Origin of the sequence: Pseudarthrobacter chlorophenolicus, from assembly GCF_000962805.1 — a bacterium.
GTDB lineage: Bacteria > Actinomycetota > Actinomycetes > Actinomycetales > Micrococcaceae > Arthrobacter > Arthrobacter chlorophenolicus_A.
Window position 1 is genome coordinate 1 of record NZ_JZTW01000019.1, and the last position, 24,243, is coordinate 24,243.

Annotated in this window: 23 protein-coding genes and 1 pseudogene; 16 read left to right on the forward strand and 8 right to left on the reverse strand. The window is 66.1% G+C overall.

The window, feature by feature from the left end; translation table 11 throughout:
• The 3 genes and pseudogenes from UC32_RS16680 to UC32_RS16690 form a co-directional block, all read left to right on the forward strand.
• Positions 1–479, forward strand: a pseudogene (locus UC32_RS16680) (glycine dehydrogenase (aminomethyl-transferring)); the annotation flags it as partial.
• Between the two features lie 73 nt (positions 480–552).
• A complete protein-coding gene (gene gcvT / locus UC32_RS16685; protein WP_045732319.1) occupies positions 553–1,701 on the forward strand; it encodes a glycine cleavage system aminomethyltransferase GcvT in 1,149 nt (382 codons plus the stop codon).
• Positions 1,702–1,980: 279 nt separating this feature from the next.
• A complete protein-coding gene (locus UC32_RS16690) occupies positions 1,981–3,435 on the forward strand; it encodes an L-serine ammonia-lyase (protein WP_045732320.1) in 1,455 nt (484 codons plus the stop codon).
• Positions 3,436–3,486: 51 nt separating this feature from the next.
• Here UC32_RS16690 and UC32_RS16695 read toward each other — a convergent pair whose 3' ends face one another.
• Positions 3,487–4,032 carry a TspO/MBR family protein gene (locus UC32_RS16695; RefSeq protein WP_045732321.1) on the reverse strand — a complete coding sequence of 182 codons (546 nt, stop codon included), beginning with the start codon at positions 4,030–4,032 and terminating at the stop codon, positions 3,487–3,489.
• 216 nt (positions 4,033–4,248) lie between these two features.
• Between UC32_RS16695 and UC32_RS16700 the strand changes: the two genes are divergently transcribed.
• From UC32_RS16700 to UC32_RS16710, 3 genes are all read left to right on the forward strand, one after another.
• Positions 4,249–5,322: a lipid II:glycine glycyltransferase FemX gene (locus tag UC32_RS16700; RefSeq protein WP_045732322.1), complete on the forward strand. Its 1,074-nt coding sequence runs from the start codon at positions 4,249–4,251 to the stop codon at positions 5,320–5,322.
• 106 nt (positions 5,323–5,428) lie between these two features.
• Positions 5,429–6,742: a peptidoglycan bridge formation glycyltransferase FemA/FemB family protein gene (locus UC32_RS16705; RefSeq protein ID WP_045732323.1), complete on the forward strand. Its 1,314-nt coding sequence runs from the start codon at positions 5,429–5,431 to the stop codon at positions 6,740–6,742.
• Positions 6,743–6,794: 52 nt separating this feature from the next.
• The gene (locus UC32_RS16710; RefSeq protein ID WP_045732324.1) at positions 6,795–8,330 is read left to right on the forward strand and encodes a threonine/serine exporter family protein; all 1,536 of its coding nucleotides are present in this window, start codon (positions 6,795–6,797) and stop codon (positions 8,328–8,330) included.
• An 81-nt stretch (positions 8,331–8,411) separates the two neighbouring features.
• On the opposite strand, the gene UC32_RS16715 is transcribed toward UC32_RS16710, so the two are convergent.
• Both UC32_RS16715 and UC32_RS16720 read right to left on the reverse strand, forming a co-directional pair.
• Positions 8,412–9,251 (reverse strand): siderophore-interacting protein, encoded by an 840-nt coding sequence (locus UC32_RS16715; RefSeq protein WP_045732325.1) that lies wholly within the window; start codon positions 9,249–9,251, stop codon positions 8,412–8,414.
• 14 nt (positions 9,252–9,265) lie between these two features.
• On the reverse strand, positions 9,266–10,036 hold the full coding sequence (locus tag UC32_RS16720) for a uracil-DNA glycosylase (protein WP_045732326.1): 771 nt from the start codon (positions 10,034–10,036) through the stop codon (positions 9,266–9,268).
• A 131-nt stretch (positions 10,037–10,167) separates the two neighbouring features.
• Here UC32_RS16720 and UC32_RS16725 point away from each other — a divergent pair, with 131 nt between their 5' ends.
• From UC32_RS16725 to groL, 5 genes are all read left to right on the forward strand, one after another.
• Positions 10,168–10,518: a DUF3263 domain-containing protein gene (locus UC32_RS16725; RefSeq protein WP_045732327.1), complete on the forward strand. Its 351-nt coding sequence runs from the start codon at positions 10,168–10,170 to the stop codon at positions 10,516–10,518.
• A 44-nt stretch (positions 10,519–10,562) separates the two neighbouring features.
• Positions 10,563–11,207, forward strand: coding sequence for a LytR C-terminal domain-containing protein (locus tag UC32_RS16730; RefSeq protein ID WP_045732328.1), 645 nt, complete (start codon positions 10,563–10,565; stop codon positions 11,205–11,207).
• Between the two features lie 185 nt (positions 11,208–11,392).
• Positions 11,393–11,599, forward strand: coding sequence for a cold-shock protein (locus tag UC32_RS16735; protein ID WP_015936110.1), 207 nt, complete (start codon positions 11,393–11,395; stop codon positions 11,597–11,599).
• Positions 11,599–12,870: an ABC transporter substrate-binding protein gene (locus UC32_RS16740; protein ID WP_045732329.1), complete on the forward strand. Its 1,272-nt coding sequence runs from the start codon at positions 11,599–11,601 to the stop codon at positions 12,868–12,870. Before UC32_RS16735 ends, UC32_RS16740 begins: the two co-directional genes overlap by 1 nt.
• Positions 12,871–13,159: 289 nt before the next feature.
• Entirely contained in the window at positions 13,160–14,794 is a 1,635-nt protein-coding gene (gene groL / locus UC32_RS16745) for a chaperonin GroEL (protein WP_015936112.1), read from the forward strand.
• An 80-nt stretch (positions 14,795–14,874) separates the two neighbouring features.
• Here groL and UC32_RS16750 read toward each other — a convergent pair whose 3' ends face one another.
• The gene (locus tag UC32_RS16750) at positions 14,875–16,185 is read right to left on the reverse strand and encodes an ABC transporter substrate-binding protein (protein WP_045732330.1); all 1,311 of its coding nucleotides are present in this window, start codon (positions 16,183–16,185) and stop codon (positions 14,875–14,877) included.
• Positions 16,186–16,440: 255 nt separating this feature from the next.
• Here UC32_RS16750 and UC32_RS16755 point away from each other — a divergent pair, with 255 nt between their 5' ends.
• On the forward strand, positions 16,441–17,517 hold the full coding sequence (locus UC32_RS16755) for a ribonuclease HI family protein (protein ID WP_045732331.1): 1,077 nt from the start codon (positions 16,441–16,443) through the stop codon (positions 17,515–17,517).
• Between the two features lie 5 nt (positions 17,518–17,522).
• On the opposite strand, the gene UC32_RS16760 is transcribed toward UC32_RS16755, so the two are convergent.
• From UC32_RS16760 to UC32_RS16770, 3 genes are all read right to left on the reverse strand, one after another.
• Positions 17,523–17,810: a WXG100 family type VII secretion target gene (locus UC32_RS16760; RefSeq protein WP_045732332.1), complete on the reverse strand. Its 288-nt coding sequence runs from the start codon at positions 17,808–17,810 to the stop codon at positions 17,523–17,525.
• A 110-nt stretch (positions 17,811–17,920) separates the two neighbouring features.
• Positions 17,921–19,396, reverse strand: a complete 1,476-nt coding sequence (locus UC32_RS16765) for a sensor histidine kinase (protein ID WP_052690608.1) — start codon at positions 19,394–19,396, stop codon at positions 17,921–17,923.
• 2 nt (positions 19,397–19,398) lie between these two features.
• Positions 19,399–20,109 carry a response regulator transcription factor gene (locus UC32_RS16770; protein WP_045732334.1) on the reverse strand — a complete coding sequence of 237 codons (711 nt, stop codon included), beginning with the start codon at positions 20,107–20,109 and terminating at the stop codon, positions 19,399–19,401.
• A 324-nt stretch (positions 20,110–20,433) separates the two neighbouring features.
• On the opposite strand from UC32_RS16770, the gene UC32_RS20110 reads away from it, so the two are divergent.
• Both UC32_RS20110 and UC32_RS16780 read left to right on the forward strand, forming a co-directional pair.
• Complete coding sequence (locus UC32_RS20110) at positions 20,434–21,174, forward strand: polysaccharide deacetylase family protein (protein WP_052690609.1); 741 nt, start codon at positions 20,434–20,436, stop codon at positions 21,172–21,174.
• 3 nt (positions 21,175–21,177) lie between these two features.
• Complete coding sequence (locus UC32_RS16780) at positions 21,178–22,344, forward strand: phosphotransferase (RefSeq protein ID WP_045732335.1); 1,167 nt, start codon at positions 21,178–21,180, stop codon at positions 22,342–22,344.
• 24 nt (positions 22,345–22,368) lie between these two features.
• Here the strand turns inward: UC32_RS16780 and UC32_RS16785 are convergent, their stop codons facing one another.
• Entirely contained in the window at positions 22,369–22,869 is a 501-nt protein-coding gene (locus UC32_RS16785) for a DUF427 domain-containing protein (RefSeq protein WP_045732336.1), read from the reverse strand.
• 236 nt (positions 22,870–23,105) lie between these two features.
• Between UC32_RS16785 and UC32_RS16790 the strand changes: the two genes are divergently transcribed.
• Complete coding sequence (locus UC32_RS16790) at positions 23,106–23,363, forward strand: hypothetical protein (protein WP_045732337.1); 258 nt, start codon at positions 23,106–23,108, stop codon at positions 23,361–23,363.
• A 4-nt stretch (positions 23,364–23,367) separates the two neighbouring features.
• A complete protein-coding gene (locus tag UC32_RS16795) occupies positions 23,368–24,237 on the forward strand; it encodes an FHA domain-containing protein (RefSeq protein ID WP_045732338.1) in 870 nt (289 codons plus the stop codon).
• Positions 24,238–24,243: the final 6 nt, after the last annotated feature.

The following is a 24,243-nucleotide window of genomic DNA, read 5'->3' on the forward strand; positions in this document are numbered from 1 at the left end:
TGCTCTACACCGGTGAAGGCGGGCTGGTGGCGCACGAGTGCATCCTGGACCTGCGCGAACTGACCGCCCGCACCGGGGTTACGGCCGAGGACGTGGCCAAGCGCCTGATCGACTTCGGTTTCCATGCCCCCACCCTGGCCTTCCCGGTGGCCGGAACCCTGATGGTGGAGCCCACCGAGTCCGAGGACCTGGCCGAGATCGACCGCTTCATCGAGGCCATGATCACCATCCGCAAGGAAATCGACCAGGTCGAGGCCGGCGACTTCACCCTCGCCGACTCCCCGCTGCGCAACGCACCGCACACGGCCGCCGCCGTCGTCAGCTCCGACTGGGACCGCGCCTACCCGCGCGAGCAGGCCGCGTTCCCCACACACCACGAGCAGGACAAGTACTTCCCGCCGGTAGGCCGGATCGACGGCGCAGCCGGCGACCGCAACCTCATCTGCTCCTGCCCTCCGCTGTCCGAATTCGAGAACTGATAATCGGTGGTTGAGCTGGCCGAAACCGGGTTTCGACCAGCTCAACCACCCGCCGCTCCCTTAAGGACTTCCCATGACTGAGAACTACACCGCCCTGTACAGCGAGCACCAGAAGCTTGGCGCGTCCTTTACCGACTTCGGCGGCTGGCAGATGCCCCTGAAGTACAGCTCCGAGCTGGCCGAGCACCACGCCGTGCGCAACGCTGCCGGCCTGTTCGACCTCTCCCACATGGGCGAAGTCTGGGTCACCGGCCCGGACGCCGGCGCCTTCCTGGACTTCGCCCTGGTGGGCAAGATCTCGGCCATGCCAGTGGGCAAGGCGAAGTACTCGCTGATCTGCACTCCGGACGGCGGCATCATTGATGACCTCATTACCTACCGCCGCCCATCGCCGGCGGAGGGCGGGGACCGCTTCCTGGTGGTTCCGAACGCAGGCAACGCCAAGGTGGTGGCCGAGGCTTTGCAGGAACGCGCCGCCGGCTTTGACGTGACCGTAGTGGATGCCTCGGCGGAAACGTCGCTGATCGCGGTCCAGGGACCCAACGCGCAGGACCTCCTGCTCCGGCTGGTCCCCGCGGCCCAGCACTCGGACGTCACCGGGCTGAAGTACTACGCCGCGGTGGAAGTCACGTTCCTGGTCAACGGTGCCGGCCTCACCCTCCTGCTGGCCCGCACCGGCTACACCGGCGAAGACGGCTTCGAAATCTTCGTCCCCAATAGTGACGCCGTCGGACTTTGGCAGGCACTCCTAGCGGTCTCCGACGTCGGTGAGCTCACTCCGGCGGGCCTCGCATCCCGGGATTCGCTCCGACTGGAGGCCGGAATGCCCCTCTACGGCAACGAACTCTCCCTGCAGGGCGACCCGTACTCCGCCGGGCTCGGTCCCGTCGTCGCGCTGTCCAAGGAAGGTGACTTCGTCGGCAAAGCCGCCCTGGCTGCAAAGAAGGAGGCCGGCGCAGGATCGACCACCGGCCGCCGCCTGGTGGGCCTTAAGGGAATGGGCCGCCGCGCCGGCCGCGCCCACTACCCTGTCCTTAAGGACGGGGCAGTGGTTGGTGAGGTCACCTCCGGGCAGCCTTCGCCCACCCTCGGCTACCCGGTGGCGCTGGCCTACGTCGACGTCGAACACACCGAAACTGGCACCACCCTCGACGTCGACCTCCGCGGCAAAGCCGAACCGTTCGAAGTCGTCGCCCTGCCGTTCTACCGCCGCGTCAAGTAGGCCATCGCGGTGGTTGCTCCCGCGTCGGCGGACCGGACATTTTCACGCGTGCTGCTCGTTCCTCGCTTTGACGCACGCTTTCGAAAAGTCCGGCTCCGCCGACGCTCAGCCGGTTCCCTCACTTTGGTGAGCGGCTTTCGCGACTGGACGGATTCCGGAGGCGTGCGTCTAAGGGAGCGTCACGTCCGCGCAGCGGGCGTCTTCGCGACCGAGCACGCGGAGGAGTCCGGTCAGCCGCACCCAACCCCGCCACGAAATCTCTAGTTAGGAAACCCCGTCATGGCTGTTGGCGTCTTTGATCTGTTTTCGATCGGTATTGGGCCTTCGTCTTCTCATACTGTGGGGCCGATGCGGGCCGCTGCTGTTTTTGCGGAGGAGCTCAAGCGCCTTGGGGTCCTGTCACGGGTGGCTTCGTTGCGGGTGGATTTGTATGGGTCGTTGGCGGCGACGGGGCATGGGCATGGGACCATGACGGCGGTCCTGCTGGGGTTGGAGGGGTTCCATCCGGAGCTGATCCTTCCCGAGGAGGTGGAGGAACGGCTCGCGGCGATCGCCGAGACCGGGACACTGACCCTCGCCGGTGCCGGTGGTGAGGGTGTGCCGTTGCCGTACGGGGTGAAGGACATGGTGCTGCGGCCGTTGACGGTGCTGCCGCGGCACACGAACGGCATGACCTTCACCGTCTCGGACAGCGGCGGGGCGGTGCTGCATGCGGCGACGTTCTTCTCCGTCGGTGGCGGGTTCATTGTCCGCGAGGGCGAAGAGGACGCCGCGCAGCAGGAGCTGGATGCGTCCAAGAAGGAACTGCCGCTGCCGTTCCGGACCGCCGCGGAGCTCCTGGCCCATTGCGCCGATACCGGGTTGGGGATCGGCGACGTGATGCTGGTCAACGAGAAATCCTCCCGCACGGAGGAGGAGATCCGGGCGGGGCTGCTGCACATCTGGTCCGTGATGGAAGCGTGCGTGGCCACGTCCCTGAAGCGGGAGGGGGTGTTGCCGGGCGGGTTGAAGGTCCGCCGCCGCGCCCCGGACTGGTTCGACCGGTTGAAGAAGGAATGCGCCCGCCCGGGCGTCGACAGCCAGGACCTGGACTTTACCGGCTGGGACTTCCACGACCCGAAGTACTGGCAGGAATGGGTGAACCTGGTGGCCCTGGCCGTGAACGAGGAGAACGCCTCCGGCGGGCGGGTGGTCACCGCGCCCACGAACGGGGCGGCCGGGATCATCCCGGCGGTGCTGTACTACGCCCTGCACTTCGCCCCCGGGATGGATACGGCCACGCAGGAAGACCGCGACGCGGTGGTGGCCAGGTTCCTGCTCGCCGCCGGTGCGGTGGGGGTGCTCTATAAGGAGCAGGCGTCCATTTCCGGGGCCGAGGTGGGCTGCCAGGGCGAGGTCGGGTCGGCGTCCTCGATGGCCGCGGCGGGACTGGCTGAGGTGATGGGCGGCACCCCGGCGCAGGTGGAGAACGCCGCGGAAATCGCGATGGAGCACAACCTGGGCCTGACGTGCGACCCGATCGGCGGGCTGGTCCAGGTCCCGTGTATCGAGCGGAACGCGATCGCCGCGGCGAAAGCCATCAACGCGGCGAAAATGGCGCTCTGGGGCGACGGCACCCACCGCGTCAGCCTCGACGAAGTCATCATCACCATGCGCGAAACCGGCAAAGACATGTCCGACAAATACAAGGAAACCGCCATGGGCGGCCTCGCCGTCAACGTCGTCGAATGCTGACAAGCACGCCCCGGTCCGTCGTGGCCCGGGCCTGCTGCGGCTCGGCGGACGCTAATTGTTGATGGCGGCCCACACGTTCAGCGTGGAGGCATACACCAGCCAGGCCACGTAGGGCAGCAGCAACAATCCCGCCGTGCGACTGATGGGGCCGAAGTACAGGATGGTGACGACGACGGCGACGATCAGCGCCAGGATGATCACCAGAGCCAGCCACAGCGCGGGAGTTCCCAACGTGGGGTAGAGCCCGAAAAACATCGGGGTCCAGGCGAGGTTCAGGACGAGTTGGACGGCATAGGCAATCATGGCCGGGCGCGTGCGCCCGGTGCGCTTGCGCCATACCAGCCAGGCGGCCACGGCCATGGCCGTATACAGCACTGTCCATACGGGGCCGAACACAAAGTTAGGCGGTGTCCAGGGCGCTTTCTCGGCCGTGGCGTACCAGCCGTCGACGTTGCTGGTGGAAGCGAGTCCGCCAAGGCCGGCCACCAGGAAGGACGCCACCAGGAACCCTGCCAATCCGGCCACCTGGACCGCCGGCCGGTACGGGCGGGACTTTCGCTCCGACGGCAAGGTGGACTGTCCCGTATTTGGCTCCATCTCACCACCCTTGCGAATGGGGGTGCGCGAGTCAAGGCAGGCGCGCGGCGGCGTCCAACGCCTGCGGGACTGCCGTCCGGCAGAGCCCCGGGCCGGTCCCCGGGCGCGGCCCGGACCGCCGCAGGCTTTAGACTTGAGGCTGCATGTCCGCGCAGGAACGGCAACAGCAGCACCGAGAACAGCACCGAGCATCAACCCCGATTGGACACGGCCCCCTTGCGAGAATTCACCGCACGTTTTGCCACAGCCGAGGAAATTGAGAACTGGGACAAGCACGTCACGGCCAACCCAAACGGCGGCAACATGCTGCAGTCGGCGGCGTACGCATCCGTGAAGAACGGCAGCGGCTGGAAGGTCCGCTTCCTGGTGCTGGAAGGCAGCGAAACCACCAGCTACAACCTGGTCCTGGAGAAGGCCGTCCCGCTGCTGGGACGGCTCTGGTACCTCATCAAGGGCCCTGACCTCACCGACGCCGGCCACCTTAAAGCGGCGCTGGAGTCCTGTGCCGCCCTGGTTCGCGGGCACAAGCTCAACGTGTTCACCATCAAGATCGAGCCGGACATCGTTGATTCCGCTGACACCCGCGCCACGCTGGCCGCGGCCGGCCTGGCCAAGGCCCCGAACATCCAGTCAAACGACTCCACGGCACTGCTGGACATCTCCGGAACGGACGAGGAAGTCCTCAAAGCCATCTCCTCCCGCGCCCGCAACGCCGTCCGGCGCGCCGAACGGGAAGGCTGCGAGGTAGTGCGCCGGGAACCTGGGCCCGAAACCTACCGTGCCCTCTACGACCTCATGGCCGACACCGTCAAGGCCAAGGGATCCATGCCCTTGCGCAGTTACGAGTACTACGCGCAGTTCTGGGACGAATTCTGCAACCGCGGCCAGGGAAACTTCTTCTTCACATACGAAGACGGAAAACCCAGCGTCGGTGCGTTCGTCATCAACTACGGCGCCAAGGCAACCTACAAGGACGGCGGCTCCACGCAAAACCGCAAACAATACGGCGACTCACACCTGGTCCAGTGGTCCGCCATCCGCAGGATGCAGGAACTGGGCTGCACCGAATACGACTTCTGCGGCACGCCGCCGGCATCCCGAATCAAGGACAAGAGCCACAATCTCTACGGCATGGGGATGTTCAAGACCAGCTTCACCAAGACCGTCACCGACTTTGTGGGGTGCCACGACTACGTTCTTTCTCCCCTCCGGCACCGGCTGTGGGTCAAGGGCGGTGAGCGGGTATTCCGCCGTATAGAAACTGCGCGCACCGGCCAGCAGTTCTACTGACCACCTCCGCCAATCCGCTGCCCGGTAATCCACTGCACGGAAGACGACGCTCCCGCCCCAGCACCTGCCAGGCAGGCCCGCGACAAGTTCCAGAAAAGGTAATCCCTTGAACCAGGTTTCCACCACCACCGCTCCCGAATACTCGGTCCTCAGCGAAGACGAGTTTGAGGCCTTCGCCCTCAAGCACCCACAAAACAGCTTCCTGCAGTCGGCCGATTTCACCCGCTTCCAGCGGGCCCGCGGACAGCAGGTGGAGCTGTTCGGCATCCGCCGCAACGGAGAACTTGTTGCCGCCGGGAAACTGAACTTCACCCCCACGCGCCTCGGGTACACGGTGTGCGACTGCGCCAAGGGACCCCTGATGGACTACACGGACCCTGCCCTGGTGCGTGACGTCGTCGTACTTCTCCGCAAGCGCGCGGCCGAGCGCAAGGCGGCCGAACTGCGCATCTCGCCGAACCTGAAGTACATTGCCCGCGATGAAGACGGGGCCGAGCACCCGGAAACCGTGGACAACCGGCCGCTGGTGGCGCGGCTGGGCGGCCTGGGATTCCGGCACCAGGGCCTGGAGATGAACTTCGTGAACGTCAACTGGATGTTCGTCAAGGACCTCCAGGGCATCGCGGACCCCGAAGAGCTGATCATGGGCACCAGCTACCGCACCCGCAAAGCCATCCGCAAGGCCGAAAAGAACGGTGTGTTCCTGGAACAGGCCACGCTGGAAACCCTGGACGACTTCTACGGCGCGCTGAGCCGGGCCGGGGACGAGAAGGGCTTCGTCTACCGGGAACGGGAGTACTACGAAAACCTGCTCCGCACCACGTCGCCGGAATTCACCAAGCTCATGATGGCCAAGATCGACATCCCGGCCTACCGCAAGTCCATCACCGAACGGCTGGACGCCGAATCGGCCACAGCCGCGGAGCTTCGGCGCGAGGTCGAGGAGACGGGCAGCAAGAAGAAAGCCAACCGGCTCAAAGTGGTCCAGGACCTGGTGGACAGCTACGAGCGCAGCCTCAAGGACATCGAACGCTTCCCGGACTCCGTGGGCGTGGCCACCGTGGCCGCCATCCACTTTGTCTGCTACGGCGACGAAGTGGTGTGCGTCATCGGCGGCACCGTGCAGGACTACATCTACTTCAACGGCGCCACGTCGCTGTACTGGGGCATGATGCTGCACGCCCTCGAGAAGGGCTACCCGAGGTACAACTTCTACGGAACCTTCGGCATCTCCGGGCAGGACCAGGAGGGCCACGGCGGCTACGAATTCAAGAAGGGCTTCGGTGGAGAAGTGGTCCAGCTCGTGGGCGACTTTGTGATGCCTGTCCGCCCCGCCGCCTTCCACGCCAACAGGCTGGCCAGGTCCGCCGCCGGAGCTGCCCGCACCCTGCTGGGCAAGCTTCCGACCAGGCGCGCCTGACCCACATATCCGAACCAGCGCACCACACCAGCGCATCAGGGAGGAGGAGATCATGGCCGACCGGCGCGATCATCCCAAAGCTCAACCAACCGGCGCCAAGGACCGCCCGCCCACGGCGCCGTCCCGGGCATTGCCCAGCACCGAAGCCCTGCCCAAAACCGAACCGCTGACGGCCGCCCAGGTCCGCCAGAACGCTGCGGCGAAGAAGATGCTGCGCCGCCTCGTCCAAGGCGAGAATCCTCCCACCGCGCCGATGAGCATCGTGGACAGGCTGACCGGGAGCCCGTACGCCAACCCCACCATCCAGGTCAGTGGCGTGGACGCGTCCGCCCGCAAGACCCTGGACTTCGTCCTCCACCTTGCTGAAACAATGTTCCGCTACGGTGCCGGCGCCCTCGAAGTGGAGACCAGCATCATCGCCGTCACGGCGGCGCTGGGGCTGAAGTACGTCGAGGTGGATATCACCAACCAGTCCGTTGGCATCAATTACGCCCCCAAGGACCAGCCGCCCATCGCACTGCTGCGTGTGGTCCGGTCCTGGACCAACAACTACGCCGGCCTGGCCAGGGTGCACCAGTTGGTCACGGATATCGTGGCCGGGGGAGTGGGCCGCGACGAAGCCATCAGGCGGCTCAACGAGATCATCACCAGCCCCAAGCCCTTTCCGCGCTGGATGGTTACCTCGGCCTTCGGTGTCTTCGCGGCCGTGTTCGTCGGCGTGCTCGGCGGCGGGCCGGTATCGTCCGCCATCGCCTTCGCAGCGAACATCGGCATCAGCCTCCTGGCCCGCCAGCTGGGACGCTGGCGCGTTCCTGACTTCTTCATCACTGCGAGCTGTTCCTTCGTGGTGACCCAGCTGGCTCTGCTGCTCTGGCAGTTCGGCCTCACCAAGTCACCGGCCATCGTGGTGGTGGGCGGCATCCTCCTGCTGCTGCCCACGGGCCGCCTGGTCTCCTCGGTGCAGGATGCCATCAACGGCTTCCCCGTCACGGCGGCCGGACGGTTCCTCTCAACGCTCCTGACGTTCGGCGCCATAGTGGCGGGCATCGCCGTCGCCTTCGTCGTGGGTGAGCTGACCGGGGCGCAGCGGATCGATGTCACCGAAACATTCCCGCCCGCCTACGACCTGTGGGTCCTCATCATCTTCGTGGCGGTGGCCGTCATGGCCATCGGAGTCACCGAGCAGACCAGCTGGCAGCTGCTGCTGCCCACTGCGGCTGTGGGAGTAATCGGCTACCTGGTGCTGCTGGGCGGTGGCCTGCTGGGCATCGGCGACCGGTTCGCGCCCGCCCTGGCGGCCGTGGTGATCGGCCTGCTGGCCCGGGTGCTCGCCCTGCGCATGGGAGCCCCGCAGCTGGTGGTGGCAGTGCCCGCAGCGCTGATCCTGCTGCCGGGCCTGACGATCTTCCGGTCCATGTACGTGCTCACCATCGAGGAGTCGGAAATCCTGCTCGGTGCCGGCGGGATGCTCAGCGCCGGGGCCATCGTTCTGGGCACCGCGGGCGGCATCGTCCTGGGCGACACCCTGGCCCGCCCGTTCACCCGCAGCCTGGCCAGCAACGAACGCCGCCGCGCCCGGCGCCGCTAGGCTCCGGAAGGTCCAAAAAACGCGCCCCGGGCTCCTGCCCGGGGCGCGCTTTTGTTTCTCGGTTCGGCCTAAATGCTGCCGCTAGATTTTACCTACGGGGAGCTTCTTCTCCGCCTGGAAGACATCCTCGACCCGGCCCTGGGCCCAGTAGCCGGACAGCGATACCTGGCTGCGCTCAAGTCCGCGCTGGGTGAAGAAGACATCCCGCAGCGCCTTCATGTAGCCGCGCTCTCCATGGGCAAAGACGTCCACTGTCCCGGAAGGCCACTCGGCGCCGGCCACGGCGTCCACCAGCAAGCGGCTGGCACCTGCCGGTTCCCCGTTGCGGGCCAGCCACTCGACCCGCACGCCGGCCGGCGCGGAAAGGGGCTGGATGTCGGCCTGGGTATCCACTTCAAGGAACGCCAGCCCCGTGGCGTCCGCAGACAGGGCTTCCAGGCTCGCGGCGATGGCCGGCAACGCGGCCTCGTCACCGGCGAACAGGTACCAGTCGGCGGCCGGGTTGGGGTTGTAGGCGCCCCCGGGACCGGTGAACGTCAGCGTGTCACCGGGTTCCGCTGCAGCCGCCCACGGCCCGGCCAGCCCCTCATCCCCGTGGACCACGAAGTCGATGGAAAGCTCGCGTGCCTCAGGATCAACCCGGCGGATGGTGTAGGTGCGGGTGGTGGGCCACTGCTCCCGCGGCATGGTTTCGCGGATGGTGGCCAGGTCAAAGGGCGCGGGGTATTCCACACCGGGCTGCGGGAAGATGATCTTGATGTAACGGTCGGCAAAGCTGTTGTTCACGAAATCCGCGAAGCCGTCGCCGCCGGCCACAATCCGCACCATGTGGGGGGACAATGACTCCCTCCTCAGCACCGTAAGGGTGACCTGGGGGCGGCTCTTTTTCGGGGCGCCTGCAGCGGCGGGAACAGTGCTCATAAGGCAAGCCTAAGCTAGGGCAACGGCGGGAGTTCCCAGGTTACGGCTTCCGCCCCCTGCTCTTGCAGCAGCCGGCTAACCTCACTGAAAGGCCGGGAACCGAAGAAGCCCCTCGATGCCGACAGCGGGCTGGGATGGGCGCTGGACACGGCGGGCCGTCCACCCAGCAACGGGCGCACGGCCTCGGCGTCCTTGCCCCACAGCACCGCAACCAGCGGCAGGGGTGACCCGTCCGCTGACGTGCGGGCCGCGAGGGCGGTGACGGCCGCCGTCGTAATCCTCTCCCAGCCCTTGCCCCGGTGCGACCCCGCCGCCCCGGCGCGGACACTCATGACCCGGTTCAGCAGGAGGACGCCCTGGCCGGTCCAGGCGGACAGATCACCGTGGACCCTTGGCGGCAGGCCAAGATCGGATTCCAGCTCCCGATAGATGTTGGCCAGGCTGCGGGGGAGGGGACGGACGTGCCCGTCCACGGCAAAGGAGAGACCGACGGCGTGTCCCGGCGTGGGGTAAGGGTCCTGCCCCACGATCAGCACCTTGACGTCGGCCAGCGGTTGGCTGAAGGCGCGCAGGACGTTCGACGGCGCCGGGAGGACGTGGTGCCCAGCGGCCTCCTCCGTACCCAGGAACGCGAGCACCTGCCGGAGTTCGGCTTCGACTCCGGAGAGGGCGGCCGCCCAGTCCGGGGCAACGAGCCGGTCCAGCGGCAGCCCGGCAAGTTCAGCGAAGCCGCCGTCCGGCTGGGGCTCCGGTTCCAGTTCGAACAACGCATCTGATTCAGCCACCGTCCCATTCTTGCAGGGTGCCTGGAGCGCGGAACGGGCCTGTGGCCGGAGGGGGATGCCAAATGACAAGGGTGTTATTCGTCCGTAGCATAGGGGTGAGACATTTTCCGTAACCAGTGAAGGAGTGCGCCGTGGCTGAACCGGCCCGGGAACATCTGACCGGTTACCTGCCGGAGGGCGGGGGAGACGGCGGGGCAAACTCACTGTTGGCTGACTTCACCCTCAAAGATTCGCCCCTGACCGAGCGGGAGCAGCAGATCCTCGCCCTGGAGCGGCAGTGGTGGAAGTACGCCGGAGCCAAGGAACAGGCTGTCAGGGAGCTCTTCGACCTCTCCGCGACCCACTACTACCAAGTGTTGAATGCCCTGATCGACAGGGAAGATGCGCTGGCCCACGATCCCATGCTGGTTAAGCGATTGCGTAGACTACGTACGTCGCGCCACCGTGCACGCACCGCGCGGCGCCTGGGATCCGACGCCTAGGACGCCCGCCTTTTCAGCAGCCACCAGCAAGGATCCATCCCACCATGACCAAATACGCCCGCGATGAATTCGACAAGGTCCCGGAGACAGCGTCGCGACAAGGTGTCCACCGGACGGCAACCGCCCCGTCCCGCGTCCGGCTGTGGCCCATCCTTGCCGTTGGCGTTGCGGCCCTGGCCATCGGCCTGGTGTCCTTCCTGATCCTTCCCAAGCTCGGCCTTGGCGGGACCGAAAACCAGGCTTCGGCCGTCGTGTCCGAGGCGCCGCTTGCCGGCACAGGGGCCACGCCCTCCGCCGCTGCGGACACGTCAGCCGAACCGTCGGCAACGGCCCAGCCCTCCACGGAGCCCAGCGCCGAAACCACCACCGAGCCGGAACCCGTGCCCAGCGCCACAGCGTCCGTTGGGCCGGAGCTGGACAAGTCCCAGCCGGTAGCCGTCTACAACGCCGCCGGAACATCCGGACTCGCCGGCCGGGTGGGCGGAACGGTGAAGGCGGCGGGATGGACCCTGGGGCAGGTTGGCAATTGGGCCGGCGCCCCGCAGCAGGGCTCCACGGTGTACTACTCCGGAGCGGACCAGGCGGCCAATGCGCGCGAGCTGGCCAACCTGCTGGGCGTGTCCACCGTAGTGGCAAGCACCGAATTCCAGGTCCCGCTGGTAGTAGTCCTTGGGCCGGGCTACCGCTAAACCCGGACACGCTGCCGGCGGTCACGCCTGAATAACGTTTACCGCCTCCGCTGCCGGCCGCCTACAGGGCGGGGCAGCCTTTGGCTAGAGTGAAATCCAGGCTCCTGCCGGTTCCCTGCAACGCAAGTCAACGCCGCGGCACCGCAGCAGGGGACCTCCGGTCTCAACGGAAAGAGTGGGTCATCATGGCACTGGGAACCGTCAAATGGTTCAACGCCGAAAAGGGCTACGGCTTCATCACCGTAGACGGCTCCGGGGACGATATTTTCGTGCACTGGTCGGCAATCCAGGGTGAAGGCTACCGGGCGCTCGATGAGGGCCAGCGGGTGGAACTTGAAGTGGGGGAGGGCGAAAAAGGCCCCCAGGCCGAAAGCGTCCGGCCCGCCGAGTGATGCATCCTTTCTGCCCAGCGGCCCGCCGTCGACCGGTGTTAGCCGCATCCCTTGCTGCCGTCCTGGCCCTCACTGCCTGCTCCGGGGTCACCGGCAATGCCCGCGTGGACACCGTTGAGGCATCCGGGGACGGAGTCCTGCGTGTGGGCCTGATCCTGGACAACACCGGGGACGGCAGCTTCCTCAATACCTCCCAGCTCGCGGCGGCCCAGCTCGCCGTCCGGGAAATCAACGCCGCCGGCGGCCACAAAGGCCGGCCCGTGGAACTCCTTCCCATCCAGGCCGGCGGGGACACCGCCGCGCAGGCGCACGCTCTGGTCTCCGACAAGGCGGACGTGGTGATCGGTCCCACCGATTCAAGCCACGCCACCGAGGCCATCGATGTCCTGTCCCGGGCGCGGACCCCACTGATATCGCCAGCCAACACCGCCGCAGGCCTCAGCAGCGCCGAGTCGGGCGGCTACTATTTCCGGACCACGGCCGCAGACGTTGCACAGGGACCGGTCCTGGCCAAGCTTGCCAAAGACGGCGGCGCCAGGACCATCGCCATTCTCCACCAGGAGGGAACCTACGGCAAGGAAGTAGCTGCGGCAGTTGCCGACGCCGCTGCCGGTACCGGGCTGCAGGTCCTGGACAACGCCGGGTTCGCCGCCGGGGAGGCCGGGGACGCGGCCCGGAAAGCCGGGGCCGCGAAGCCTGATGCCGTCGTCGTGGTTGCCCGCGACGGGGCGCAGGGGGCACTGGCCGAGCTCAACAACGCGGGGCTCTCCGGTGCCAGCCTGCTGCTGAGCGATGGAGCGTTCGCGCGCTACGGATCGAAACTCGGTAGCAAGGCGCTGGACGGTGCCAGGGCCGTGGTGTCCGGGCAGCTTCCCAGCGCCGCCTTCCAGGCCCGGCTGTTGGGCGTGGACGAGGGGCTGAAGGATGTCTCCTACGCGGCGGAAACCTTCGCTGCGGTGACCCTTGCCGCCTTGGCGGCGGCGCGTGCGCAGGATGACGCCGGTCCTTCCATCGCTGCCAACCTCGTGGCCGTCTCCGGCGGGACCGCCGTGGAATCTGAAGCCACGGAAGCGGCGCCCTGCACTACGTACAGGGACTGCCTGCCCGCCCTCGCCGCAGGGGGCAGCATCAATTACGACGGCGAGTCAGGTCCCATCGCATTCGACACGAACGGCGACATCACCTCCGCCACCTTTACGGTGTTCACCTATGGCAGTGACAACATTCCGACGGCGACCGGCCGCGAAACCGCCGGCCGCAGCGGCAGCTGATCGCCCTCGGCGAATACGGGCGCTCGGCGAGTATCCGGGGGTCTCTTTCGCTTGCACTCTCACCGGGGGAGTGCTAATTATTGAGTTAGCACTCTGACGCATCGACTGCTAAAGGCAACGCCCGGTTCAGCCGGCGGCGCCCGGCACCGGCCGAGGAGCGAAGAAACACCTTACTGGAGTGAGGTTCCCACGCGGAGGCATACAGAGGCCGCCGTTCAGGAACCGTCCGTCGCGGGCACTGCAGCTGAGGTTCATTCTTAACGACTGTCCCGAAAGGACTACTGCCGTTATGGCCAAGATCATTGCATTTGATGAAGAGGCACGCCGCGGCCTTGAGCGGGGCCTGAACACCCTCGCCGACGCCGTTAAGGTCACCCTCGGCCCGCGTGGACGCAACGTCGTCCTCGAAAAGAAGTGGGGCGCCCCCACGATCACCAACGATGGTGTTTCCATCGCCAAGGAGATCGAGCTGGACGATCCTTACGAGAAGATCGGCGCCGAGCTGGTCAAGGAAGTTGCCAAGAAGACTGACGACGTCGCAGGCGACGGCACCACCACGGCAACCGTGCTGGCCCAGGCCCTCGTCAAGGAAGGCCTGCGCAACGTTGCAGCCGGCGCCGACCCGCTGTCCCTCAAGCGCGGCATCGAAAAGGCCGTTGACGCCGTCACCGCCGAACTGCTGAACTCCGCCAAGGAAATCGAAACCAAGGAAGAGATTGCGGCCACCGCCTCCATCTCTGCCGGTGACGATGAGATTGGTGCCCTCATTGCCGAAGCCCTGGACAAGGTTGGCAAGGAAGGCGTCATCACCGTCGAGGAATCCAACACCTTCGGCCTGGAGCTCGAACTCACCGAAGGCATGCGCTTCGACAAGGGCTACATCTCCGCCTACTTCGTCACCGACGCAGAGCGCCAGGAAACGGTCCTTGAGGATCCGTACATCCTGATCGTCAACTCCAAGATCTCCAACGTCAAGGAACTGGTTGCTGTCCTGGAAAAGGTCATGCAGTCCAACAAGCCGCTGCTGATCATCGCTGAGGACATTGAGGGCGAGGCCCTGGCCACGCTGATCGTGAACAAGATCCGCGGCACGTTCAAGTCTGTTGCCGTCAAGGCTCCCGGCTTCGGTGACCGCCGCAAGGCCCAGCTCGCCGACATCGCCGTCCTTACCGGCGGCCAGGTCATCTCCGAGGAAGTCGGCCTCAAGCTGGAAACGGCTGGGCTGGAACTCCTGGGCCAGGCGCGCAAGGTTGTCGTCACCAAGGACGAGACCACCATCGTCGAAGGTGCCGGCGACGCCGACCAGATCGCCGGCCGCGTTTCCCAGATCCGCGCCGAGATCGAGAACTCCGACTCCGACTACGACCGTGAGAAGCTGCAGGAACGCCTGGCCAAGCTGGCCGGCGGCGTTGCAGTCATCAAGGCCGGTGCCGCCACGGAGGTTGAGCTCAAGGAGCGCAAGCACCGCATCGAAGACGCAGTGCGCAACGCCAAGGCTGCCGTTGAAGAGGGTATCGTCGCCGGTGGCGGCGTGGCCCTCATTCAGGCCGGTGCCAAGGCATTTGCCAACCTGCAGTTGTCCGGCGACGAAGCAACGGGTGCGAACATCGTCCGCGTTGCCATCGACGCCCCGCTGAAGCAGATCGCCTTCAACGCCGGCCTCGAGCCCGGTGTTGTGGTCGACAAGGTCCGCGGCCTGCCTGCAGGCCACGGCCTGAACGCAGCAACCGGCGAGTACGTCGACCTGCTGGCTGCCGGCGTCAACGACCCGGTCAAGGTAACCCGCTCTGCACTGCAGAACGCAGCTTCCATCGCCGGCCTGTTCCTCACCACCGAGGCAGTCGTTGCCGATAAGCCGGAGAAGAACGCTGCTCCCGCCGGTGGCGACGACATGGGTGGCATGGGCGGAATGGGCGGCTTCTAAGCTTCCCCCCGCTGACACTCAAAATGCGGCCCCCTCTTTTGAGGGGGCCGCATTTTTCGTTTTTCCTGTGCTGCTGGAACTTACTTCTTCGCGCTGGCGAGCATTCCTTCGACTTCCTTCTTGAAGGCGTCGGCCGCTGCCTGCGGAGTTAGCCGGTCATACAGCACTTCGTCGGTGTAGCGCTTGATCACGTTCTGCACGCTGCCCGCACCCACTGGTGGAACAGGAGGCGCGTCCTTGATATCCGGCGCGATGTCCTTGAGGAAGGACACCACGGTGGTGTCTGCCGGCTTAAGGCTTGGCGTGATGCTTTCCACGATGGCAGCGTTGGTGGGGACGCCGCGGTCCGTCATCAGGATGGCTCCCGCTTCCGGGCTGTTGGTGAGGTAGTCGATGAAGGCGGCCGCTTCCTTGGGATGCTTGGAGCGCGACGACGCGGACCAGAACATGGTGGGTTTGTAGTACATTCCGTTCTTGGCTGAAGTGCCGTCCTGGCTGGGTGCGCGCAGCATCTTGATGGGGCTGCCCGTGGTGGACTCAAGGGAGCCGAGCTGGTTGGTCCACCACCAGGCCATGCCCACACGGTTGGTGCCGAAGAGGCTCTCTTCCAGGCCCGCGCCGGAGTCTTCGGTAGCCACCGTGGCCGGCGGGCTGGCTTTCGAGTCCCGCTGCTCTTTCAGCCGCTCCCAGAACGACGCGGCAGTAGCAGTGTCAAAGTCCAGTTTGCCGTCCTGTGAGTACAGGTTCTGCCCGTGCTGCCTCAGCCAGATGATGAGGTCTGCTTCGTTGCTGCCATAGGCAGCGCCGTACGTCTTCCCATCGCCGGAGGCGCTGATCTTGGCTGCAGTGGTCAGGAATTCGTCCCAGGTCCACTTCGTATCGTCCGGGACCGGGACGTTGGCCGCCTCGAAGACCTTGGTGTTCGCCATGATGACGTAGGCGTTCTGGCCCGTGCTCAGGCCGTACTGGGCGTCATCGTACTGTCCCGAGGCGAGAGCCTCCTCGTCCAGCTTCGAGGTATCGATTCCCTCCTGCTTCGACAGGTCCAGGAGCGCGCCCCGGCCGCCGTATTCCGCGATGTACTTCTGGTCCATCTGGATAACGTCCGGGGCATCATTGGCGGCGGTCTTGGTGGCCAGCTTGTCCCAGTAGCCGCCCCATTCGCCGGGCTCGGACTCGATCTTGATGTTGGGGTGGCTGGCTTCGAAGGCATCAATGACCTTCTCAGTCTGGGCGTTGAGGTATTCGTTGCCCCACCAGGCAAACCTCAGGGTCACCTGGTCGCCGCTGCCTGAACTGCCCGCGGCGCCGCAGCCTGTTGCCAGAAGCGTAATTGCCAGGGCTGCAGCTCCCAGCTGGAACCTTCGCCGGCTTACGGTTGGAATCGTCATCGATGTGCCTTCCTTAAAATCTTGGGCGCCTTCCCGGCGGCTGCATAGGCATCCTTGCCGCTCCGCCAGAACGAGAAAGCGTTTTCTCATTCGATACAGTGATTCTGTCCCTGTTGGAGGCGGGCCGTCAATACTTTTGGGTAAACGTTTTCCCGCACCAGTTTTTCTCAGCCGGCGGGGAACGGTGTCCGTCTGTAAAGCCTTGATGCCTGCCACCGTTCAGGCATTGTCGGAGAGGTCTGGCAGGATGGACCGGTGACGATTACTGCAGCGGCTGACGGTTCGGCCTTGGGAAACCCCGGCCCTGCCGGATGGGCCTGGTACGTGAATGACGAATGCTGGCGAGCCGGCGGATGGCCGCACGGAACCAACAACCAGGGCGAGTTGATGGCAGTGCTGGATTTGCTGCGCGCAACCGCGCACGTCCGGCAGGAGGACCTCCACATCCTGTGCGACAGCCAGTACGTCATCAACTCGATCACCAAGTGGATGCCCGGCTGGAAGCGGAAGGGCTGGCGCAAGGCGGACGGCAAGCCGGTCCTTAACGTTGAGCTCCTCAAGGAGCTCGACCGCGAGCTTACGGGGCGCAAATACACCTTCGAGTGGGTGAAAGGCCATGCCGGCCATGACCTCAACGAGGCCGCCGACGAGCGGGCCAGGGCGGCAGCCACGGCCTACCAACAGGGGGTTGCTGCCCGGTCCGGGCCGGGATTCCCGGGCCACCAGCACGGAGCCGAAGGCGGCGCAGCAGCGCAGGCCGGCACCCGGACGGCCCCCACGCAGGTTGCCGAAGAGCAGACTTCCACCGATCAGGGTGCAGCGTCGCAGCGTTCGGCGGGGCAACCAGCCGCCGCACGGCCTGCCGCCAAGGCCGAGCCGGATCTGTTCACTGACCCCGGGCTCTTCGGCGACCCGAAGCTCTTCAGCGAACCGAACCTTTTCAGCGAGCTGGGCAGCGAAGCCTTCGACACGGATCCAGCCGCAGCTGAGCCATCCGCCGAAGCCCAGGTGGAGGAACTCGAACGCGAGCTCCTGGGCCCCCTGGTCCGCGGAGACATGGGCCGCACAGCCGTCCTGCTGCACCCCGACTTCATGGAAATCGGCAGCTCGGGCCGGGTCTGGGCCCGGGATGCCATGATGATGGCCCTCGAAGAAGACCCGGGGGAGCGGACCGACATCGAGATCCTGGGGACCGACCGCATCGGCACCAGCGCTGTGCTGCTGACATACCGAAGCTTCGCCCGCTCCGGCACCACCCTGAGAAGCTCACTGTGGGTCCTCGACGGCGGCCGCTGGCGGTTGCGGTTCCACCAGGGCACGCCGGAGGCATAAGGGGCCTAGCTGAAGCGCTGCGTGTTTCCCTGCTCCGCCTTGGCGTAGGTGGCCGCCGCGGAGGCCAGCGCCGCGTTGATGGAAGCAAGCGAGGCCTCCACCCTGCCCTGCGTGATGGTCCACTCGGTGATCAGGGCCTGGAAGTTTGTGGCCGCGGAGCCCCGCCAGGACCCTTGGAGCTCATCGAGGCCGCGCTTCATGGACTGGACGTCGGTGCTGATCCTGTCCACGGTGGCTTGAACGCTGGCTGACTTCAGTTGCAGCAGTTCGGTATCGACGGAGATGATGCTCATGGCTGTGCCTTTCGCTCGCTGCGGGGCAACGCAGGTTGCCCTGGCCCGGCTGGTCCGGGCCGCTGAAACGAGCCTAGGGACGGGCAGTGCGGCGGGCCACGGCCACAAAGCTATATGTGGATAACCTTGCCGTCGCTGACCGCGTCCTCGCTGCCTGCCGCGGCCTCGTCACGGTAGGGCAGGCTGACCTCCATGGTGGCGCCGCCGCCCTCGGTCTCCTGTACGCGGACCGAGCCGCCATGTGAACCAACAATCGCCGCCACGATGGCCAGGCCAAGGCCGCTGCCGCCCGTGTCCCGTGTCCGCGACGTGTCTGCGCGGTAGAAACGTTCAAAGACCTTTGACGCGTCTTCCTCGGAGATGCCCGGGCCGTGGTCCCGTACCTCAACCACGGAGCGTGGCTGCCCGTCCACCGTCCGCACGCCAACAGCCAGTTCGATGGGGCTGCCTTCGGGGGTGTAGCGCAAGGCATTTCCCACGAGGTTTCCCAGCACCTGCCGTATTTTGGCCTCATCGCCGAGTGCCGGTGCGGGCTTGGCCGGTCCGTCGTCGAGCCCGGCCAGCGTGATCGCCCGGGAGCGGTCGCTGGCCTGGGTGTCCACTACGGCATCGTGTGCAAGGAGCTGGAGGTCCAGGGGTTTTTGCTGCAACGGGCGCTGCTCGTCCAAGCGGGCAAGGAGGAGGAGGTCCTCCACCATGGATCCCATGCGCTTGGCTTCGCTTTCGATCCGCCCCATGGCGGTGGCGACGTCCTCGTCCGTGGTCAGGGCTCCGTGGCGGTACAACTCGGAGAAGCCGCGGATAGTCACCAGCGGGGTCCTCAGTTCGTGCGACGCATCGGCGGCGAAGCGCCTCATCCGTGCTTCGGAGGCTGTGCGGGCCGCGAAGGCCGTCTCGATATGCGCCAGCATGGCATTCAGCGAGCTGCTGAGCCTGCCCAGCTCGGTGGCCGGGTTTTCGACGTCCACGCGGCGGGACAAGTCTCCGGCGGCGATGGCGGCGGCGGTCTTTTCCACCCTCGCCAGTGGGCGGAAGGAGCGCGAAACAGTCCAGCTGGCGATCAGTGAGGCGAGCAGGAGCGTCAGCAGGCCGACGCCGGTGACCACCAAAGTGGCATGTTTGAGGACATCGTCAACGCCCTCGAGCGGAAGGCCGATGAGCACTACCGCGGGCTGGTTGTTGGACAGGACGGGCACCGCCACAACCCGCCAGTTTTCGCCGTCCGTGCCGCCTACCTGGAAGGGCACGCTGTCGCGGGCCCGTGCTTGCTCCGGGCTGATGAAACTGACGGCCGGATGGTTGTCCGGGTCGCCGCCGAGCCTGAGTGGCTCCTGGCCCTGCCTGAAGAGAAGAAGGGAGTAATCGGTGGGGACTTCGGGGCTGGTGGCCTGAAGCTGCGAGAACGACTGCTGCTTGACTGCAAGCCCCACGGCGGCGTTGAGCTTGTCGTCAACCTGCCCCTGCAGGTAGCTGTGCAGCAGCGCCAGTGTCCCGGCCCCGGTCACCGTCAGGGCGACAATGAGCAGGGCCATGATCATGGCTACCAGTTGTGTCCTCAGGGACGAGGACTTCCACCGTTTCAGCAAGGTCAGCGCTTTTCGGCCGTTCGGAGCACGTAGCCCACGCCGCGTTTCGTCTGGATCAGGGCAGGGGCGTCGGGATCGATGTCCACCTTGCGGCGCAGGTAGGAAATGTAGGACTCCACGATCGAGGCGTCGCCGTTGAAGTCATACTCCCAAACGTGGTCCAGGATCTGCGACTTGGACAGCACGCGGTTGGGGTTCAGCATCAGGTAGCGGAGCAGCTTGAACTCGGTGGGGGAAAGTTCAATGACCGTGCCGCCGCGGCGCACTTCGTGGGCGTCGTCGTCGAGCTCGAGGTCACCCACCCGGATGATGGCGTCGTCGTCCAGCAGCGGCTGCGTGCGGCGGAGCACGGCGCGGATGCGCGCCACCACCTCGTCGAGGCTGAACGGCTTGGTGACGTAGTCGTCCCCACCCACGGTGAGCCCGGTGACTTTGTCTTCCGTGTCGTCCTTGGCGGTGAGGAACAGGACCGGGAAGTGCTTGCCCGAGGCACGCAGCCGGCGGGTAACGGTAAACCCGTCCATGTCCGGAAGCATGACGTCGAGGACAGCCAGGTCGGGGGCGTGGGCGTCGGCGGCGGCCAGGGCATCGCGGCCGTTGGCCGCGGACACCACCTCGAAGCCGGCGAACCTCAGTGACGTGGACAGCAGCTCACGGATGTTGGGTTCATCGTCAACAACGAGGAGCTTCGCTTCGGGGCCGTTCTTGTTCATGTTCCCATCATGCTCCCAGTCTCTGGGAGTTGTCTGGACGTTCCATGGATGAACGTTGCGTATCTTTGGCAGTACCGCGGGTGGGGTCACCCTGGCCCGAAACAGGGGGACTATGATCCCTCTTGCCGGACGTGCCCACAAGGGTGGAGCACCCCCTCCCGACCGCCGGTTTCCCCCTCTTTCGCGGGCGGGCCCGCGGCCTCCTACCCGTCCGCACTGGCGTTCCCCGCGTATCTCCGGCGGCTGTTTACAGTGCCTTAAACGCCGCCGTATGGTGCATCTAAGAGGGTTGCCGGAAGCCTTGGGCAAGGAAGGGTAAGCACGATGAAGAGCAAATTTGCCACCATGGCCCTGGGCGCCGGGGCACTTGTCTTCGCCCTGCTGGCGGGTGGTCCCACGCAGGCCGCACAAGCAGCCGACGAACCGCTGGTTGGACTGACGTTCGACGACGGGCCGTCGCCACAGCGTACGGCTTACGTCCTGGATGTCCTCAAGGCGAAGAATGTAAAGGCAACGTTCTTCCTGCAGGGGGCCAACGCACAGCTGTACCCTGACCTCGTGCGCCGGATCAAGGCCGAGGGACACGTCATCGGTAACCACTCGTGGAACCACGCCGACTTCCTTAAGATCAGCCAAGCGAACCAAAAGCAGCAGATAGACAGCACGAATGAGGCCATCCGGGCTGTGACAGGCGAGACCCCCCGCCTCATGCGTTTCCCGTTCGGCAACAGCACCCCGTACGCAGCGAATTACCTGCGGACCATTGGTATGAGCGGCGGGGTCCTCTGGCGTTGGCACATCGGCCAGCCCGGTGACTTTGAGTGCCCGGGAGCAGCCGGCGTCCAGAAGTTCGTCATGGATGAGGCAGCGCCGGGGGCGATTATCCTGCTCCATGATGCCGAAGACGTCCTGGCCTGCCCGGCCTCACAGTGGACATACCTCGCATCCACCATTGACGCCCTGCGTGCCCGGGGCTATGAATTCGGGGTAGTGGCTCCCTCCGCCACCCCCAACCCGCTCAACGAGGGCTCACCCGCCGTCGTGGTTCCACCGGCCGGCTCCTAGCCGGTGATCGACGCGCCGGAGCTGCCCGTCCCCAGCCTGCTTCGCCAGGACCTCCCGGCAGTGGTGGACGCTGCCCTGGGCCGGCACGGCATGGTGGTCACCGGGGCGAGGGCGGAGAGCATCATCCCTCCCGGGGCCAACATGACCACGGGCGGGCTCTGGCGGATCCAGGGGACGGCACAGGAGGCAGGCGACAAGGCGGAGGAACCTGTCCCGTTCAGCGCGATTGCCAAGCTCACCCAGTCGCCGCTGCTATGGCCGGGCATACAGGCTGTACCACCGGAGTTTCGGGAGCAGTTGGCGGAGCGCTACCCGTGGCGCACTGAAGCGCAGGCGTACGCCGACGGGGTCAGCACAGCATTGCCCTTGAACGCACGGATGCCCGGGGCTTTCCGCATCACCGAGGTGGATGCGCAGCGGATCCTTATCTGGATGGAGGACGTGGACGACGGCGGCGCCCAGGAGTGGAGCGACGAGCACTTTGCGGACGCCGCCTTTGTCCTGGGCGGCCTCGCCGGCAGCCCGGACGTGGATGCATGCGTCACAGCAGTGCCGGATGCCACCACATCGCGGCGCCTGGAGTTCTTCCTTGAGGGCGTTGGAACGCAGCTGCTTATCCCGGCGATCATGGGCGACGATGTGTGGCGGCACCCCGTGGTGGCCGGTGCAGCGGACCCCGCGGTCATCAGCGGACTGCGTAGCCTGGCAGGGAGGGCCCGGGACCTGGTAAACGTGCTCGTGGCCCTGCCCCAGTACCCCATGCACGGCGACGCCAGCCCCCAGAACCTGCTGGCCGGGGCCTCCGCAGGCGGGGACCGCGCGTTCGTCCTCATCGACTGGGGAAACTTCGGCCGGGGGCCTGCGGGCTTCGACCTGGCGCAGCTGCTGGCCGGACGGGTAAATGACGGCTACATGCCAGGCAGCGGCCTTGCCCGGTTGGCGCCGCTGTGCGTGGACGCCTACTGCACAGGGATGGCAGAGGCCGGAACCGAACCCGATGAGTCGGCAGTCGCCCGTGGCCACGCTGCCGCCATGGCCGTGTTCACAGGGCTGCAGGCCCTGCCGCTCGACCAGCTGGAGTCGCCTCGCCCCGGGCTGGAGGACGTGGTGGCAGGAAGGCTGGACATGCTCCGGTTCATCCTGGGACGGTTGGACACGCTGGGAATGTAGGCTCACGTGCCCCTTGCGTCAGGCTCACCATCCCAGCGTGCCGGGCTCACCCTTGAACGGACCCACGACCCGGTCGGTGACCCAGCCGCCGTAAAAACCTCCCGCTTGGGGGCGGGCAACTTCGCCGTCCACCTCGCAACGGTCCATTGGCCCCGCATAGACTGCCACCCGGCCCGCCAGTTCCGCATAGCCGGGAAGGGGTTGCGGGTAGGACCAGGCGGCCCGCTCCGCCGACCTGCCGCCGCCGCGAACGGTGAAGTATTGGGCCTGTCCCTTGAACTCGCACCAGCTGGATCCCTGGGACGGCTCCAACGCACCGGCAAGGAACGCAGCACGTGGAAGGTAATAGACCGGCGGATGGCTGGTTTCAAGGACCCTCAGCGATTCCGTGGTCTCGGCAATCAGTTCCCCGCCCAAGTAGATCCGGATCTGTCCGGAGCTTGGTTCCACCCTTGGCGGGCGCGGATAGTCCCACACGGACTCCTGCCCGGGGCCGGGCACAGCCGGCACGATGCGTTGACTCATGTGTCCAGTGTGCGTCGGGGAGCCCGATTTAGCACCCGGGAACCCAAAACGCGGTAAGAACGTTCGGCGTCGCGCATCTTCCCCGGCTACCGAAGCGGGAATACAGTGATGCTTGCCGGGCGTAATGCCGGCACCAGCTGTTTAACGGACCACCGCGTGCTGTTTTCATTGCTGCCGGTGGCCCCTTCCACCGGTAGTACCTGTTAGTTCCTGGCCATCGAAGGGGATAGACCAACATGACCGATCTGAACGCCACCGAAAACGCAACTGCGGGCGAACGCACCATCCGGGATTGGGCGGACCTTGCCGAGGAGATGTGGTCATATCTCACCGGCAAGGGAGCCGCAATCAACTATCAGTTCATTGACATGACCGTGGAGGTCCCACGGGACATCGGCCCCGATGCTCCACGCGCCACGTGGAAGCTCAACGGATCCCTGCGGGTGACCACCAGCGACCGGGATGCCGCCGGGTCGGACGCGAACCGCGGCTGACGGCATGCCGGAGAACCGTTTGGACATCGATCTGGACTTCACCTTCACGGACGAGTCCGGGGCGGTCACCACGGGACGGGCCCAGGCCGCCGGGACAGAAGTCACCGTATCGCTGGACGGCCTGGCCCCATTGTCCGGTGGCGGAATGCCTTCGGTGGAGGCGATCAAGCCGCTGGCCGACTTCCTGGCCCGCAAGGGGTTGAGCGTCACCGTGGCCGGACCGGATGGAAATGTCGTCAGCCTGGGCGCAGTGGACAGTCCGGCCACGCAGCGGTTGGTGACCCGGTCGCCCCACATCAAACTGGGCAAACTGGGGTCCCTGCTGCCGCTGGTCCGGCACGGCCGGCGGGCGCCCAAGGGCGGGGGATTGCTGCCGCCTTTTACCCCCATGCCCCTGTTTCCCACGGTGCAGCGGAAGGTGGTGCGCCGCATCACCACAACGCATTACGCCCGGGGCGGGGGCCGGCCGCGGCTGATCTTCGTCCAGGACGCAGCAATCTGGACCGGCCAGGTTCCCCGGGAAGTGGCACTTACGGACGATGTGACGACCATTGGCAGCAGCCCGGAATCCGGCCTCGTGCTGGAAGGCCTTGAAGAACTGCACGCCGAGATCCGGCACGACGACCAGGACGAGTACGTCCTGGTGCCGCACGGCCCCGTCAGCGGAAGTGTTGCCAGGTCCGGAGCGTCAGTACTCCGGACCGGAGCGCGGATCCAGATGGGGCAGTGGTGCCTGGCGTTCTTCCGGGAGGAATTCGCCGACCACGGCCGCCCCTTCGGTGGCCGCAGCGGCGGCGAATTCGCCTATGAACGCCCGCAGCTCGATCCTCGGACCGGGACCCTGGAGCGGGACAGCAACGAAGGGATTACCTAGCGCGCA

Excerpts from the sequence above, each read along its gene's own strand:
- UC32_RS16695 (WP_045732321.1), bottom strand. The coding sequence starts at position 4,032 with ATGGAGCCAAATACGGGACAGTCCACCTTGCCGTCGGAGCGAAAGTCC.
- UC32_RS16730 (WP_045732328.1), top strand. The coding sequence starts at position 10,563 with ATGACCAAATACGCCCGCGATGAATTCGACAAGGTCCCGGAGACAGCG.
- UC32_RS16690 (WP_045732320.1), top strand. The coding sequence starts at position 1,981 with ATGGCTGTTGGCGTCTTTGATCTGTTTTCGATCGGTATTGGGCCTTCG.
- UC32_RS16735 (WP_015936110.1), top strand. The coding sequence starts at position 11,393 with ATGGCACTGGGAACCGTCAAATGGTTCAACGCCGAAAAGGGCTACGGC.
- UC32_RS16790 (WP_045732337.1), top strand. The coding sequence starts at position 23,106 with ATGACCGATCTGAACGCCACCGAAAACGCAACTGCGGGCGAACGCACC.
- UC32_RS16760 (WP_045732332.1), bottom strand. The coding sequence starts at position 17,810 with ATGAGCATCATCTCCGTCGATACCGAACTGCTGCAACTGAAGTCAGCC.
- groL (WP_015936112.1), top strand. The coding sequence starts at position 13,160 with ATGGCCAAGATCATTGCATTTGATGAAGAGGCACGCCGCGGCCTTGAG.
- UC32_RS16785 (WP_045732336.1), bottom strand. The coding sequence starts at position 22,869 with ATGAGTCAACGCATCGTGCCGGCTGTGCCCGGCCCCGGGCAGGAGTCC.
- UC32_RS16750 (WP_045732330.1), bottom strand. The coding sequence starts at position 16,185 with ATGACGATTCCAACCGTAAGCCGGCGAAGGTTCCAGCTGGGAGCTGCA.
- UC32_RS20110 (WP_052690609.1), top strand. The coding sequence starts at position 20,434 with ATGAAGAGCAAATTTGCCACCATGGCCCTGGGCGCCGGGGCACTTGTC.
- UC32_RS16710 (WP_045732324.1), top strand. The coding sequence starts at position 6,795 with ATGGCCGACCGGCGCGATCATCCCAAAGCTCAACCAACCGGCGCCAAG.
- UC32_RS16740 (WP_045732329.1), top strand. The coding sequence starts at position 11,599 with ATGCATCCTTTCTGCCCAGCGGCCCGCCGTCGACCGGTGTTAGCCGCA.
- gcvT (WP_045732319.1), top strand. The coding sequence starts at position 553 with ATGACTGAGAACTACACCGCCCTGTACAGCGAGCACCAGAAGCTTGGC.
- UC32_RS16795 (WP_045732338.1), top strand. The coding sequence starts at position 23,368 with ATGCCGGAGAACCGTTTGGACATCGATCTGGACTTCACCTTCACGGAC.
- UC32_RS16715 (WP_045732325.1), bottom strand. The coding sequence starts at position 9,251 with ATGAGCACTGTTCCCGCCGCTGCAGGCGCCCCGAAAAAGAGCCGCCCC.
- UC32_RS16770 (WP_045732334.1), bottom strand. The coding sequence starts at position 20,109 with ATGAACAAGAACGGCCCCGAAGCGAAGCTCCTCGTTGTTGACGATGAA.